Source organism: Paraburkholderia sp. GAS448 (assembly GCF_050435685.1).
Lineage (GTDB): Bacteria > Pseudomonadota > Gammaproteobacteria > Burkholderiales > Burkholderiaceae > Paraburkholderia.
Map to the genome: position 1 here is coordinate 23600 of NZ_JBNDKT010000014.1, position 14943 is coordinate 38542.

Annotated in this window: 15 protein-coding genes and 1 pseudogene; 3 read left to right on the top strand and 13 right to left on the bottom strand. The window is 63.1% G+C overall.

Annotated features, from left to right (window positions below; all coding sequences use genetic code 11):
• Positions 1-403: 403 nt before the first annotated feature.
• Complete coding sequence (locus P3T23_RS24180; RefSeq protein ID WP_429318653.1) at positions 404-2110, top strand: PQQ-binding-like beta-propeller repeat protein; 1707 nt, start codon at positions 404-406, stop codon at positions 2108-2110.
• 96 nt (positions 2111-2206) lie between these two features.
• Here P3T23_RS24180 and P3T23_RS24185 read toward each other — a convergent pair.
• Positions 2207-2356 (bottom strand): annotated as a pseudogene (locus P3T23_RS24185) (IS6 family transposase); the annotation flags it as partial.
• A gap of 421 nt (positions 2357-2777) precedes the next feature.
• On the opposite strand from P3T23_RS24185, the gene P3T23_RS24190 reads away from it, so the two are divergent.
• Together P3T23_RS24190 and P3T23_RS24195 are read left to right on the top strand one after the other, a co-directional pair.
• A complete protein-coding gene (locus tag P3T23_RS24190; protein ID WP_429318654.1) occupies positions 2778-3836 on the top strand; it encodes a YgfZ/GcvT domain-containing protein in 1059 nt (352 codons plus the stop codon).
• A gap of 36 nt (positions 3837-3872) precedes the next feature.
• Positions 3873-4697: an NRDE family protein gene (locus P3T23_RS24195; RefSeq protein WP_429318655.1), complete on the top strand. Its 825-nt coding sequence runs from the start codon at positions 3873-3875 to the stop codon at positions 4695-4697.
• Positions 4698-4726: 29 nt separating this feature from the next.
• Here the strand turns inward: P3T23_RS24195 and P3T23_RS24200 are convergent, their stop codons facing one another.
• The 12 genes from P3T23_RS24200 to P3T23_RS24255 all read right to left on the bottom strand — a co-directional run bounded on the left by P3T23_RS24200 (position 4727) and on the right by P3T23_RS24255 (position 14892).
• Entirely contained in the window at positions 4727-5686 is a 960-nt protein-coding gene (locus tag P3T23_RS24200; RefSeq protein ID WP_429318656.1) for an alpha/beta hydrolase, read from the bottom strand.
• 106 nt (positions 5687-5792) lie between these two features.
• A complete protein-coding gene (locus P3T23_RS24205; RefSeq protein WP_429318657.1) occupies positions 5793-6662 on the bottom strand; it encodes an SDR family oxidoreductase in 870 nt (289 codons plus the stop codon).
• A gap of 127 nt (positions 6663-6789) precedes the next feature.
• Positions 6790-7788, bottom strand: a complete 999-nt coding sequence (locus P3T23_RS24210; protein WP_429318658.1) for an NADP-dependent oxidoreductase — start codon at positions 7786-7788, stop codon at positions 6790-6792.
• 99 nt (positions 7789-7887) lie between these two features.
• Positions 7888-8334 (bottom strand): PaaI family thioesterase, encoded by a 447-nt coding sequence (locus P3T23_RS24215; RefSeq protein WP_429318815.1) that lies wholly within the window; start codon positions 8332-8334, stop codon positions 7888-7890.
• A gap of 63 nt (positions 8335-8397) precedes the next feature.
• Positions 8398-8700: a Dabb family protein gene (locus P3T23_RS24220; protein ID WP_429318659.1), complete on the bottom strand. Its 303-nt coding sequence runs from the start codon at positions 8698-8700 to the stop codon at positions 8398-8400.
• A gap of 364 nt (positions 8701-9064) precedes the next feature.
• Positions 9065-9952, bottom strand: a complete 888-nt coding sequence (gene glxR, locus P3T23_RS24225) for a 2-hydroxy-3-oxopropionate reductase (protein ID WP_429318660.1) — start codon at positions 9950-9952, stop codon at positions 9065-9067.
• A gap of 51 nt (positions 9953-10003) precedes the next feature.
• The gene (locus tag P3T23_RS24230; RefSeq protein WP_429318661.1) at positions 10004-10981 is read right to left on the bottom strand and encodes a 2-hydroxyacid dehydrogenase; all 978 of its coding nucleotides are present in this window, start codon (positions 10979-10981) and stop codon (positions 10004-10006) included.
• A 36-nt stretch (positions 10982-11017) separates the two neighbouring features.
• Positions 11018-11434 (bottom strand): GlcG/HbpS family heme-binding protein, encoded by a 417-nt coding sequence (locus P3T23_RS24235; protein WP_429318662.1) that lies wholly within the window; start codon positions 11432-11434, stop codon positions 11018-11020.
• Positions 11435-11460: 26 nt separating this feature from the next.
• The gene (locus P3T23_RS24240; RefSeq protein ID WP_429318663.1) at positions 11461-12474 is read right to left on the bottom strand and encodes a 2-keto-3-deoxygluconate permease; all 1014 of its coding nucleotides are present in this window, start codon (positions 12472-12474) and stop codon (positions 11461-11463) included.
• A 478-nt stretch (positions 12475-12952) separates the two neighbouring features.
• Positions 12953-13555, bottom strand: a complete 603-nt coding sequence (locus P3T23_RS24245; protein WP_429318664.1) for an SDR family oxidoreductase — start codon at positions 13553-13555, stop codon at positions 12953-12955.
• Positions 13556-13681: 126 nt separating this feature from the next.
• Complete coding sequence (locus tag P3T23_RS24250) at positions 13682-13945, bottom strand: FmdB family zinc ribbon protein (protein ID WP_429318665.1); 264 nt, start codon at positions 13943-13945, stop codon at positions 13682-13684.
• A 14-nt stretch (positions 13946-13959) separates the two neighbouring features.
• Positions 13960-14892: an acetamidase/formamidase family protein gene (locus P3T23_RS24255; protein ID WP_429318666.1), complete on the bottom strand. Its 933-nt coding sequence runs from the start codon at positions 14890-14892 to the stop codon at positions 13960-13962.
• Between the last annotated feature and the right edge of the window lie 51 nt (positions 14893-14943).

A 14943-nucleotide genomic window follows, 5' to 3' on the forward strand; every position in this document is an offset into this window, starting at 1 on the left:
CCTGGATCGAGGTGTTGGCCTCGACGTGCTCGAGGAATTTCCGGATCAGGGGAAGGTCACGTTGGCATTCGCGTTGCCTTTCCTTCGCAAGGGCACGCATAAGCACATATGACGGGTCGTGGGGCGACAAGTAGTGCGTGCCCGCACGCAAGACGGGCCCACTCGTCATTGCTCAACTCATCGAAGGACATGAGTTTCTCCACGCGGCCAGGCCGGGCCGGTCATCGGCATATCATGCGCCGGTCATGCGCGTTTGCCGTCCCATTCGCGTGGCGAGGATGGAACAAGGATTTCAGGTCATTAATCTGTCATCTTGACAGACCCTCTTTGCATCGGCGATACACTGTCGATATGTTGTCCTCCCAAAATGAGTGCAATACCCAGACGTTCAAGAGGTGTCTCCATGACCAGCGTGCCCTCCCGTCTCAAATTCGTTGGACCAGTCGCCGCGATGATGTTCGCCGTTTCAGCCGCCTCAATCGCTGAGGCGCAAAGCTCGGCAACGACTGCGCCCGCGGCCCTCCTTCCTCATAGTCACGCGGCCGCTTCCTCGGGACCGCAGGTGCTGCCCGCGAGTGCGTTCGATGGATCGCCCGTAAGCCAGCAGAATCTGGCAAGCGGCGTGGCTCCGGCCAGCGTCACCGACGGGATGGGGCCGCCGGAGGATGCCCCGTTGCTGGCTCCTGCGAACGTGAGCGCCGCGACACGCGCCCTGACGCCGGGCGCGGCACTCGCCTCCTCCTTCACCGCGACCGACTGGCCCACGTTCGGCATGAACGCCCAGCGGACCGGCAACAATCCCGTCGAGACCGTGCTGACGACATCCAATGTGGCGGGTCTGCGCACGCACTGGACGACCGATCTTGGTGGCCCCATCCTGACCCAGCCGACGCTGGCGGCAGGCGTGAATATCAACGGCGTGCTGACCGATGTCGTCTATGCGGCGACGCTCCAGGGGGACATGTTTGCGCTGAACGCATCTACCGGGGCACTCATCTGGCAACAACACGTCGCGCCCGTGCATACCACCTGCCACGACTTCGCCGCATCGGGCGGCAACATCGGTTTCATCGGGACGCCCACCATCGACCGGACCAGGAACCAGCTGTACATCGTCAGCGGGGACGGCTTTCTGCACGCGTACGACCTGGCCACCGGCGCGGACCTGCCTGCATTGCACGTGGCAATCCCTGACGCGGTGAATATTTCGAGGACGTTCGTCTACGGCAGTCCGACACTCAGCGGGACTTCGTTATACGCGGCGACGGCCAGCGCCTGTGACACCACGCCGTACCACGGACAGGTCGTGCGCGTCTCGATCCCCGACGGCGCGATCCTGCAACGCTGGTATCCGACCGGTGTCAGCGGACCGAACGGCGGCGGCATCTGGGGGCCGGGAGGCGTATCGGTGGTACGGGGTGGAACGGCTGTCTACGCGCTGACGGGCAACGCATTCTCCACTCCAGAAAACGTCGCGTTTGCAGAACACGTCGTCAAGCTCACCAGCAGCCTGGCCGTGACCGCGTCAAACTCGATCCCGGCGCCTGGTACGAACGATGCGGACTTCGGTGCGACGGCAACGCTGTTCCAGCCTCGTGGCTGCCCAAGCATGCTGGCAGCCTTCCAGAAGACCGGCAACCTGTTCATCTATAACCAGGCCACCATCCCGTCAGGGCCCCTGCAAACGTTGAATATCAGTCACGGTCCTAGTTCCATAGGACTGCCGGCGTATGACCCGGTGCTGAAACAGCTGTACATTGCCGTGCCGCGCGACTCGCCCACCGGCTTCGACAACCATGGCCTGGTCGCACTGGCTATCGGCAGCACCTGTTCCGTGAGCCTGGCCTGGCAGCAGCCGGTCGGCAAGAATGAGGGCGCCAGCAACCCGGCCATTTCTCCTGTCGTCGCAAACGGCGTGGTGTATTACGCCGATGGCGTCGCCAGCCAGGTGTTTGCCATGGACGCAAGAAGCGGCCAGATCCTGTGGAGCACGGATAGCCTTCCGGTTGGTGAGCGACCCACTGGTGGCGTCCTCACCTCGCCGACGGTCGTGAACGGGCAGCTTTTCGTGGCGGGCTTTGACCACAAGCTTCACGCCTTTGGCCTGTAGCCCGCATCCGCGGGGCGGCCGGGATTCGTCAATATCCGAAGCGGCCCTGTCAGCCTGGCGGCAGTGAGACGAAACGGTGACAAAGAGGTGCATCGTTCAGCAAGCAGTCGACGAATTTTGGGCCAGCTCGGTGAATTCGCACCACACAACGAATTGGGCTGTGAGTTGTTTGCAATAAAGCGAAGCGCGTAGCAAATGCCGCTTGAGCGCGAAGTGCTGTCGGATCGGTTCTGTCGTGGTAAGGAACTGAACTCTGGACGATTCGACGCGAAGTTGATAGGAATGCTTACATCGCAAGGTCGTAGAACTGCTCGGCGACTGAGCGCTCCGGTCCGGTGCTCGCCTGCATCTGCCCTTTCGCTATCATGTGCATGAATTTGTGTCGCGCGCGACGAAGAACAAGTCCCTCGCGACGATGCGAATCCTGTTCAGGCTGGCCGCCGATAAATGGGAATGGATCGCACACCTCGCGCCCGACCATCTGGCAGAACACGCCAACATGGCCACAATTTGGGCACAACCGGACGCAGGAAACGTGCAAACCCTTGCGGCATAGGGCTCTCGGAAAGCCTTATTTCGCCAGGGACATGCGAAACATGGCTGGGGTGGACCCCATATAATACTTGCTTGCTTAAGCTAAAGTCAGAATTGACTCTACTGCGAATCCATGACTGCACCGCTCGCTTCCGCGCCAGGTACGCCTGTTCCGGCCTCCGCCGCCCACCCTGCACCCGCGCCGTTTCCGCGTCCGGCGCCCGCTGAGTTCGACGCCGTGCTCACGCGCGGCGCGTTCATGCCGCTCACGCAGTTCGGTGTCATCGACGCCACCGGCGACGATGCCGCCACCTTCCTGCACAGCCAGCTCACCAACGACACCCAGCATCTCGATGCCGCGAATGCCCGACTGGCGGGCTACTGCTCGGCCAAGGGCCGGTTGCTCGCGTCGTTCCTGACATGGCGCACGGGCGAGACGATCCGCCTGCTGGTGTCGAAGGAGATCCAGCCCGCCGTGCAGAAGCGCCTGTCGATGTTCGTGCTGCGCGCGAAGGCGAAGCTCGTCGACGCGAGCGCCGATCTTGCCGTGGTCGGCCTTGCCGGCGATGTCCGGCCAGCGTTGTCGCATGTATTCGATGCGATTCCCGACGGCGTTCACGTCAAGGTGGACGGCCCGGCGGGCTCGCTCATCCATGTCCCCGATGCCGCCGGACGGCTGCGCTATCTGTGGATCGGGCCGAAGGCCGACGTCGAAGCGCGCCTGCCGTTGCTCGAAGGCAAGCTCGCGCGCGTCTCGCCGGCCGTGTGGGACTGGCTGGATATCCGCGCGGGCGAGCCGCGCATCACGCAGCCGGTCGTCGAGCAGTTCGTGCCGCAGATGATCAACTTCGACGTGCTCGGCGGCGTCAACTTCCGCAAGGGCTGCTATCCAGGCCAGGAAGTGGTGGCGCGCAGCCAGTATCGCGGCACGATCAAGCGGCGCACTTCGCTCGCGAACGTCGCGGGCGAGCTCGCGAATGTCGCCGCCGGCGCCGAGCTCTTCCATTCGGACGACCCGGGCCAGCCGTGCGGAATGGTCGTCAATGCGGCTTCGGCGCCTGAAGGCGGCGTCGATATGCTGGTCGAGATCAAGCTCGCGGCGCTCGAAGCCGGTTCGGTGCATCTGGGCGCCGCCGATGGCCCTGCGCTTACCTTCCTGCCGTTGCCCTACTCACTGCCAACCGAGGTCTGACGCGTTGGCCCAACCTCATCTTACGGCGACGCGTTCATGTGCCTGATCGTCTTCGACTGGCGACCGGACGCGTCGGGCGGCCCGCTCCTCACGGTTGCCGCCAATCGCGACGAGTTCTTTCGCCGCACCGCCCTACCGATGAACTGGTGGGCCGATGCGCCTGGCTTGCTGGCGGGGCGCGACCTCGTCGGTGGCGGGACGTGGCTCGGGATCACACGCGACGGCCGCTTTGCCGCGCTCACCAACTATCGCGCGCCGCACGAGATGCGGCCCGATGCGCCGACGCGCGGCACGCTCGTGAGTGCCTGGCTGTCCGGGGAGCGGACCGCGCCGCTCGACTATCTGCAGCAGGTCGCGCGAACCGGCGATATCTATAACGGCTTCAACCTGCTGGTCGGCGACCTGCCGCGGTGCGAACTCGGCTGGTACTGCAACCGCTCGGAGGCCGCGCCGGTCTTGCTCGAGGCTGGCACGCACGGCATTTCGAACGCGGTGCTCGATACGCGCTGGCCAAAGCTGGTCAGAAAGCGCGCCGAACTCGCCGCGTTGCTCGCGGAAAATTCAACGCCGCCGCTCTCACGCCTGATCGACATGATGCGCGACCCCCGTCTCGCTCGCGACGACGAACTGCCTTCCACCGGCATTCCGCTCGAACGCGAACGGGTGTTGTCGGCAGCATTCATCGAAACGCCCGAGTACGGCACGCGCGGAACCACCGCGCTGCAGGTGGCGGCCGAAAGCGAAACGCTGAAAGTGAACGTCTCCGAGCGCAGCGACGATAACGGTTCGCACCGGATCGCGCGGCCGGGACACTACGAGCGCGCTTACGCGTTCGACATCGCGTGCGACAACGAGCACTGACGCCTGCCTGACATCCCGCGTTGTTTCGCTCAGTCGATACCGAACGCTGCGCGCAGCGCCGCGGCCGCGTCGGCATGCGCCTCAGCCACCTCGGGCACGAAACCGCCCATCTTGAAGAACTCGTGGATCATGCCCGCATAGCGTTGCAGTGTGACGACATTCCCCGCCGCGCGCAGTTTGTCGGCATAGGCGGCACCCTCATCGCTGAGCGGATCGTACTCGGCCGTTGCGATCCACGCGGGTGCGAGGCCAGCAAAGGCCGGCGCGCCGCGTGTCCCATCCAGCGGGGCGAAGCGCCAGTCGTTGCGATCGTCCGCGTCGCGGACGTATTGCCCGAAGAACCACTGGATCGTGTCGCCCGACAGCAGGAAGCCATCGGACAGCCGCGCATGGGAATCGGTCTGCTGATGAGCGGTCGCGCCGGGATAGATCAACAGTTGCAACGCGAGCGGAATGCCGGCGTCGCGCGCAAGCACGGCGCACACCGTGGCGAGCGTGCCGCCCGCGCTGTCGCCGCCGATCGCAATGCGCGCCTGATCCACGCCGTAGAGCGCGGCATTTGCGGATAGCCACGCGAGTGCGTCGAACGCGTCGTTCACTGCGGTCGGAAATTTGTGCTCTGGCGCGAGCCGGTAGTCAACCGACAGCACCGCGCACTGCGCGTCGCGCGCGAACATGCGGCACAGCGCATCGTGCGTATCCACGCTGCCGACCGTGAATCCGCCACCATGGAAATACACGAGTGCCGGTGCAGGCTCAGCCCAGCCCGGCTCGACAGGGTAATAAAGGCGCGCGCGGATCGTCGCGCCGTCGCGCGTCGGCAATGCGAGGTCTTCGACCGAAAACATCGGCGCGCTCGCGATCTCGAGAATCGGTGCGCTTTTCTCGTACGACGCGCGCGCCTGTTGCGGTGTGAGTTCGTGATAGGCGGGACGCTTCGCTTTCGCGATCATCTCGAGCACCTGCTCGATCTTCGGATTCAACGGCATCGGACATGAGCGCGGCGCGCTCGCGCCGCCTGAAAGGGATGAGCGCCGTATGATGCCATGAAGCCCCTCTTTGCCGCCCTCTTTGCCACCCTCTTCGCTGACACCCTCATCCGGCGTTCTTGACTTCCGGCTTGAGCGACAGCGGATCAGTCGGATTGCGCTGCTGTTCGATATCTTCGTGCCGCAGCCGTACCGTCTCCAGAATGCCGGGATGCGTGATGATGTAGAACCGGCCCGACTCAATGGCCTCGAACGTCATTCTGGCGACATCCGCCGCGCTCAGCTTGCCCGACTGCACCGCACGATGCAGCTGCTTGCCGGCAGTCAGTTGCGAGCGCGTGGGGGCGGCTTCGTTGCGCAGCGCGTCGGGACGCACGCGCTCTGCATTGGCGATGCCGGTCGGCACGAAAGCCGGACACAGCAACGAGCAGCCCACCGGAGCGCCGGCGTTTTTCAGGTCGTGATAGAGCGTCTCCGTGAGCGAAACCACAGCGTGCTTCGACGCGTTGTAAATCCCCATCGAAGGGGGCGACAGCAGCCCCGCGACCGACGCGGTATTGACGATATGCGCAGGCTCGTTCTGGCGCAGCATGATCGGCGTAAAGACGCGCACGCCGTGCGCGACGCCCATCACGTTGACATTGAAGACCCAGGCCCAGTCGTTCGCGCTGCTTTCCCACAGGAAGCCGCCCGCGCCGACGCCTGCGTTATTGAACAGCAGATGGACCTTGCCGAAAGCGTCGAGGGCTGCGAGCGCCAGCGCTTCGACCTGTGACGCGTCGGAGACGTCAGTGGGCACGCCGATCGCGTCGGCGCCCGTAGCGCTCAGCGCATCGACGGTTTGTGCCAGCGCTTTCGCATCGACATCCGCAAGCACCAGCTTCATGCCGAGCGCCGCGCCCTTCTCCGCAAACGCGCGGCCGAAACCGCTCGCCGCGCCGGTGATGACGGCCACGCGGCCATTGAATTCGAGCATCGTGCCTCCTTGTATTTTTCGCGGGCGCCGGTTGCATTCGCGGCGCCCGCGGGGCGGGTGTGTGCCGGGTGAGCTTCGCGAGCCTTTCTACCGCAGCGTCGTGCCCGCGTGCCCGATGTGCGGGACTTCAGACCAGCTTGACGAGCTGCTTGCCGAAGTTCTTGCCCTTCAGCATGCCGAGGAACGCCTCAGGCGCGTTTTCGAGCCCCTGCGCGATGGTCTCGCGATACTGCAGCTTCTTCTGTGCGACGAGCGTGCCAAGTTGCTTCAGCGCTTCGGGCCACACCTCCATATGCTCGCTGATGATGAAGCCCTGCACCAGAAGCCGCTGCGTCAGCATCAGACCAGGATGCCTGAGCGGCACCGGCGCGCTGTCGTACCCCGAGATCATTCCGCACAGCGCGATCCGCCCGAACGCGTTCATTAGCGAAAGCGTTGCATCGAGCACTTCGCCGCCTACGTTCTCGAAGTAGCCGTCCACGCCGTCCGGCGTAGCGGCCTTCAGATCCTGGTACAGGTTGCCCGCCTTGTAATCGACGCACGCATCAAAGCCGAGCGTCTCGACCACATAGCGGCACTTTTCCTCGCCGCCTGCGATGCCGACCGCACGGCAGCCCGCGAGCTTCGCCAGTTGCCCGACGACACTGCCCACCGCACCGCTCGCCGCGCTGACCACGACGGTCTCTCCCGCCTTCGGCGTGATGATCCGGTTCAGGCCATACCATGCCGTCACACCCGTCATGCCGACCGGTCCAAGATACGCGGATAGCGGCACGTGCGTCGTATCGAGCTTCTGGATACCGCTGCCATCGGACGTGCCGTATTCCTGCCAGCCGAACAGACCGACGACCTTGTCGCCAACGGCAAACTTCGGATTCTTCGACTCCACCACTTCACCGACCGTGCCGCCGATCATCACCTCGTTGAGCGGCTGCGGCTGCGCATACGATTTGCTCTCGTTCATGCGCCCACGCATGTACGGATCGAGCGACAGATAGTGATTCCGCACGCGCACCTGGCCATCTGCCAGCGGCGGCAGCGGCGTTTCGACGAGCTTGAAGTTGTCGGTCGACGCGGCGCCCTGCGGACGGGACACGAGCAGGATCTGGCGATTGATTTGAGTCATGGGAGTTACCTCTGCGGTTTGCGCGCCGGGTCGATCGAGATCGATCCGGCGCGGGGAACGTGGAACGCACACGGCGGGAACACTGGCCTGTGAGCGGGCTCAACCGTCGCTTGGACCGGGTGTCGCGGACGGATCGCTACGCAGCCGCTGCTGCTTCACGTCGCGGCCCACCGCGAGACGCCGCATATATTTGAACGTGCCGAGCGCTTTCGCCACGAAGTGGCCTTCGGTGTCGCGGATTTCGCCTTCGCAATAGGCCATCGTGGTCGAGCGATGCAACACGCGGCCCGTCGCGCGCAGTTCGCCGCGCCCGGGCTGCATGAAGTTGACCTTCATCTCGACAGTGACGACACCCACGCCATCGCCCGCGACGCTGCGCGCAGCCATCGCGAGGGCGACGTCCGCGAGAGTCATCGTCACGCCGCCGTGCGCGACGTCCCAGGTGTTCAGCAGTTGCGGCTGCAGCGGCAACACGACTTCGCTGACGCCATCGGCGGCCGACACGAGTTTCGCGCCGATGTGATCGATGAACGGGCTTTCCACCATCCGCGTCGCGCGTTCGTTCGCGTGAGCGGCTGCGGGTTTCTGTGCGTCAGTCATCGTCGCGCGTCAAACTTCGTAATCGACGCACTGGCGGGCTTCACGCACCGCACCAGCGAATGTCTTGAGCGCTTCGTGCGTCGGGTGGACCTGATAGGCGTCGAGGGCGGCCTTGTCGGCGAAATCGGAGACGAGCACGACGTCGTACGTCGATTCGAGGCCGGGCCTGGCGAGGCCCACTTCCAGATGCAGGATGCCCGGCACGATGTTGCGGCAGCCTTCGAGTTTTTCTTTTAGTTTCAGGGCGTTTTGTTCGCGGCTTGCGCCTTCGGCTGAGTCCTTCAATTTCCACATGACAATGTGTCGAATCATAATGTTCGTAGCGCTTCGCGCCAGTCCGTCAAATAGGTTGAAATGCTGGCCCAGCCTGCCTTTCCGACTTCCATAACGTTCGTAGCCGTTCGCCGGAAAACGCCTCCACCCCGGAAAAAAGCGGGTATGAAAGAGGGTATCGTCCGGAACATCTCCGGGCCGATACCCACTTTTTACCATGGCACTTACCGGGATCAGGATCAGGCAGGCCAGAGCAACATCCTAGCCTATCAAACTTACCGCCTCCAAGGATCTTTATATTGAGGTAAAGCCGAACGGCTCGAAGCTGTGGCGATACCGCTACCGTATCGCAGGGACGCCGAGGATCGCACCGCGAACTTCCATCCACAACCCTACGTAGCGATCAGCTGCTGGCGATTTCGTGCCTGGACAGCAATTCGATCGCCCGGCACAGCGCCGAGTGGTCGAGCTGGCTCATGCCGTTCGCGGCGCACGCGTTCATCAGCTCCTGCGCAGATGCGGTATGAGGCAAGGAAACGCCAAGCGCCTTCGCGCCCTGCAACGCAAGGTTGAGGTCCTTCTGGTGCAGCTCGATGCGAAAGCCCGGATTAAACGTGCGCTTGACCATCCGCTCGCCATGCACTTCGAGAATTCGCGACGCCGCGAAGCCACCCATCAGAGCCTGCCGCACCCTGGTCGGATCAGCGCCCGCCTTTGAGGCGAACAGCAATGCCTCCGCGACGGCCTGAATGTTCAATGCAACGATAATCTGATTGGCCACTTTGGTGGTCTGGCCATCGCCGTTGCCGCCCACCAGCGTGATGTTTTTACCCATCAGTTCAAAGAGAGGCTTGACCTTGTCGAACGCCGCCTGCGGGCCGCCGACCATGATCGTCAGGGACGCGGCCTTCGCCCCCACCTCGCCACCCGATACGGGTGCATCGAGGTACTGGCTCCCAAGCGCATTGATTCGCCTGGCGAATTCCTTCGTCGCAATCGGTGAAATCGAGCTCATGTCGACCACGATCCTGTTCGCGCCGAGCCCTTTCGCCACCCCGTCTTCGCCGAACAGCACGGCGTCAACGTGCGGCGTGTCGGGCACCATCACGATCACGATCTCGCTCTCGCGCGCGACTGCCTCACCGGAGCGGCAGACCTTGCCGCCAGCCGACACGAGTGCGTCGGGCACCGGATTGCGGTCGTGCAGGAACAGCTGGTGACCGCCTCTTTGCAGATTGGCAGCCATCGGAGCGCCCATGATGCCAAGGCCGATGAATCCTACTTTTGCCATAACTTCCTCTTCCGAATAATCAGGTTTCTCAACAGACTGGCACGCGCCAGTTCACGAAAGCACCTCGGGGTTGACGCAGTTCTGTGGCCGTTCTCCCTTGAGCACGCCGAGCACGTTCCCGGCTGCAATGTTGCCCATCGCAATTCGCGTTTCGATGGTCGCCGAGGCAATGTGCGGGACGATGACGACATTCTCGAGTTCCAGGAGCCCTTTCTCGAGCTGCGGTTCTTCCTCGAATACATCGAGCCCCGCGCCCCAGATCACCTTTTCACGCAACGCAGTGACGAGCGCGCGCTCGTCGACGAGCGGCCCGCGCGCGGCATTGATCAGGACTGCGGTACGTTTCATCAGCGCGAATTCCCGTGCGCCGAGATAGTGCCGGGTCTCCGGCAGCAGGGGCAGATGCAGCGACAGGAAATCCGCTTCGCGCAGCAGGGTTTCCTTGTCGACGAAGATTGCCCCCAGCTCATCCTCGAGCGCGCGATTCGGTTGCGCGTCGGTGTAGATGACTTTCATGTCGAACGCCTTCGCCTTGCGGGCGAATTTCGCGCCGATCCGCCCGAGACCGGCCACGCCAAGCGTCTTGTGTTCGACATCCTGGCCGATGAAGGCCATCGGCGCCCAGCCCTCCCAGCGGCCCGCGCGCACATAGCGCTCCGCTTCGGAGATGCGGCGCGCGGTGGCGAGCAGCAACGCCCATGCGTGTGTCGCCGTTGCGTCGTCAAGCACACCTGGCGTATTGGTCAGCACGACCTTGCGCGCGGTGGCAGCCGCCACATCGAAGTTGTTGAAGCCGACCGCGTAGTTCGCAAAGATCCGGCATTGCGGCCCGGCAGCGTCGAGCACGGCGGCGTCGACCGTGTCGGTGAGCAGCGTGATAACCGCATCGCGGCCACGCACGGCCTTGAGCAGTTCCTCACGCGTGAGTGCGCGGTCGTGCGGGTTGACTTCGACGTTGTGGGCAGCTCGCAGCGCATCGATCGTCTGCTGGGGGATCATTCGGGTGACGTAGATATTGGAGGGAGCCATCAATCTTTCTCTAACTGGGATGTGGAAAAAAATGGTTTAGACAGCAAGGCGCAGCAGTTCGGCGGCCACCTGTTCGGCTAGCGCCTGGTCGTCTGCCGGGGCGAGCCCGCTCACACCCACAGCGCCGAGCGGGCGGCCGTGCACATCGGCAAGCAGCGCGCCGCCGGGCAGCGCGGTGAGCAGCGGGTCGCAGAAGAAACCGATCGGCACGTTCTCGGACCGTAGCCGTTCAAGGAAAGCGACGGTGCTCACTCCCATCCGGCTGCAGGTGTACGCCTTCTGCTGCGCAATCTGGATGCTGCGCACCGGCGCGCCATCCATGCGCGAGAAGGCGATCAGAAACCCGAAGGCGTCGCACACCGACACGCACACCGGCTTGCCGTACGCGTCGCGGGCAAGCGCGCCTGCTGCGGCGACCAGCTTCCCGGCAAGCTCTAGAGACAGACTCTGCATCCCCTCCTCCCTTTTCCTTTCTGGACTCAGCCCTGGTTGACGGCGTCCGGCGATGTGTCGAGTTCGACTTTCCCATCCTCGCTGACGTGCGTAGCGCCCGGTACGACGCTCGAGCGCTTCTGCGCACGCTTGTAAGCCCACGCGGTCAGCATCGGCGTGAGCACCGCCGTCACGATCACCGCAGCTGCGACCTGGATCGTCGCTGCCGGCGCGATCGCCGCATAGCTGTGGTCGGCAAGCGCAATGGCCTGCGGCGTGCCGGCCGCGTTGCCAGCCGTGCTCGATGCAGCGGCACCCGCGATGCCGGTGCCGCCGAGCAGGCGGTCGGCGAGAATGCATACGAAGCCGGTGATGACGAACACGGCGATGCCAAGGATGATGCCCGGCATGCCCGCCGTGAAGACTGATTTGAGGTTGATGCCCTGCCCCAGCGTAAAGGCCATGAACGGCACGATCAGCGGTTCGTGCCTGGTGAAGAAGTCGCGCAGTTCGGAGTCGAGGTTGCCAAGAACTGCTCCGGCGAAGATGGGTGCAATGACCGACAGCATCGTCAGCCACGGAATGTTCGCGAGGCCCGCACCGACCAGCACCAGCATTGTCACGAAGGGGCCGGTCTCGATGCTTTGTGCCACGTACGTGCCAGAGTCCTCCTTATTGCCGAAAGTGCTCGTCAGCGCGAGAAACATCCCGCCGTTGGTGTCGTTCATCGCAGCGAGAATCGCCAGTGTCGACAAGCCGATGAGATTGCCGTGGAACACGTGAGCGACGGCGAGTGCGATCACGATCGCGGTGCCGACCTTGGCGAACAGGATACCGAAGCCGCGCTTGAGCATGGTCGGCGCGGCGCGCAGCGTCATCTTGGTTCCGACCGTGAACAGATACATGGCGAGCACCGTTGGGTAGCCGACATTGGTCAGCGCCTGCGTGAACCCGCCGATCTTCAGCGCATTCGGAATGAAAGTATTGATCGCCATTCCGATGAACAGCGGCACGACCATCAGGCCGCCTGGCACTTTATTGATAGTTTGAAAAATGCGCATGATGCATTTGTCTCCTTGGGTACTGAGTGAGCCCCTGGCGACACCGTCGATGCCGCCTCTCCTGGTGTTGCTCCGTCGTGTCCTCCGCGCTGGCGGGGCCGCAACCCGGAACTGGCTGCGAAAAGAGTCATGCGTATCGATTCGGCGCAACGTCACGTCGATCCACATCTGCATTTTGCATGCAAAATACTCTAGCAGACTATCCGGTATTAGCAAGCGAGAATTTTCGCTGCTGTTACCGTGTTTACCCTGGAAATTGACCTACTTTTTGCGTCATTTTTCGATCAGAATCAATGACAATGGTGCTTTGCATGTGATATATCTATCAGACCGGCGAGATATCCTGGCGTGTATTCGTTTCGCGGTGAACCTGTCGGCAGTGGCGGGAATTCGATCAACATGGCGCCCAACTTGCGACAGGAGCCGCCAATAGAAGATCTGGCAGCCCGTGCCGCATGCCCGCCCTCGTTGGGCTTCGCTACCCGCGCCCGACGAACGGCATCTTGCTGGCCATGATGGTCATGAACTGCACGTTCGCATCGAGCGGCAACCCGGCCATGTAAAGGACCGCACCGGCGACGTGCTCGACATCCATCAGCGGCTCCACAGCAATCTCACCGTTGGCCTGCATCACGCCCTTTGCCATGCGCGCGGCTAATTCGGTAAGAGCGTTACCGATGTCGATCTGTCCGCAGGCGATGTCGTACTTTCGCCCATCGAGCGATGTCGACCTGGTCAGGCCGCTGATGGCATGCTTGGTGGCCGTATAGGCGATGCTGTTCGGACGCGGCGCGTGTGCCGAGATCGAGCCGTTGTTGATGATGCGCCCGCCGCGCGGCACCTGCGTTTTCATCAGTGCGACGGCAGCCCGCGTGCAGAGGAACGCACCTGTCAGATTCGTGTCCACGACGGCGCGCCAATCGTCCAGACTGAGTTCGTCGACCAGCGCATCGAGGGGGGCTTTCCTGCGTCCAGCGAGCACCACGCGGTAGCCATGCTGAAACAGCTTGCGAGCGGTTGCACGGCCGATGCCGCTACCCGCGCCGGTGATCAATGCGATCTTGCCGGGTTCTGCATTCATGCGACAAGCCTCCACGTATCAATGCGATGCACATACGATCAACCTGCGCAATCCAGTGATCGCAGGTCGATCGCAATGGCGAAAAGCGGGTTGGGAAAACCCCTGTCATCCGGCGTTCTTTGCGAGTCAGTCCACCGGCCATTCGGTGCTTGACTGTGTGGCCGCCCCACAGCCGCACCCCGCTCCATGTTGATGCGTGTAGACCGCACGTTCGTCGACCCGATGTTCGGCGCGCGCCGTCGACGGCAACAAGGCCAGCGCAGGCATGGTCAGCATGCGCTGCGCGATAGTCTTGCACCGGGGGCAAGCACAGGCCGCGTCGCGGTCAGCGACACGACGCACGACAACGAACGGACCACAGGTTTCGCAACGATAGGCATAAGTCGGCATTCCTCTTCTTTCCTCTATCTCCTCTGCAAGTACCGCTTGTCGACCTTGCAGATATAAGTGAATTTCGGGTTCACCATCTGGGTACAGCGCGCTTCCGCGATCTGGCCGAGCAGCATGTATGCTTCGGCACCCGGGATGCCGTACCCCTCTTCCAGCCAATAGACCATTTCCTCGAACGCGATGCGCAGGGCATCGTCGAGTGGCCGCGCGCAGCCGACGGTACAGATGTGCGTCGGTGTCTCGATGCGTGGCCAGGTCATGCGACTCGGCGCGCGGACGAGGTCAACCTTGAGCTTCAGGTGGCCACGAATTTCGATCGCCCCCATGCCGTTGCATTCGGCGTCGCCCTGCAACGCGTGCACGTCGCCGAAATACAGGTACGCGCCTTCATGGAACACCGGAAACATGATGCGATTGCCGTTCGTGACTTCCTGAATGTCCAGGTTGCCACCGTGGGTACCGTTATCGACGGTGAGCGTGCCGCCTGCCACGGGCGCAACGCCGATCACGCCGATCATCGGCTTCGCTTCCAGCTTGAGCGAGTCGCTCCAGTGAACGATGCCGTCTTTTACGACGACATTGCGGTTCTGGATGCCGAATTCCTTCTTTCGGACCCAATCCGGAAAAATCCCGATGCCCGGCCACAGCGCCGTATAGCCCAGGCCGTGGACGCCGACTTCGATGACGTCGATCACGACCATATCGCCGGGCTTCGCGCCGCGCAGGCGCACTGGCCCCGTGGCCGGGTTGACAAAGGGCAGCGTGATTTTCGACTGATCCAGTTTTTCGTCGAGATGCGTGATCAGGTGACCACCGATGTTCAGTTCCGTCTCGACCTCGAAGATCTCTCCGGGCACGACTTCGGCGACGAAGCTGTCGGACGCCGCAAGCGCGTACTTCAGTTCCTGCTTGCGGATAATCTGGTGAGTGACAGATGTGATGCTCATGGCTTACGACGTGCTCCTTAGGGTGTTGCCAGGTGCCACCCGCCCGCGACT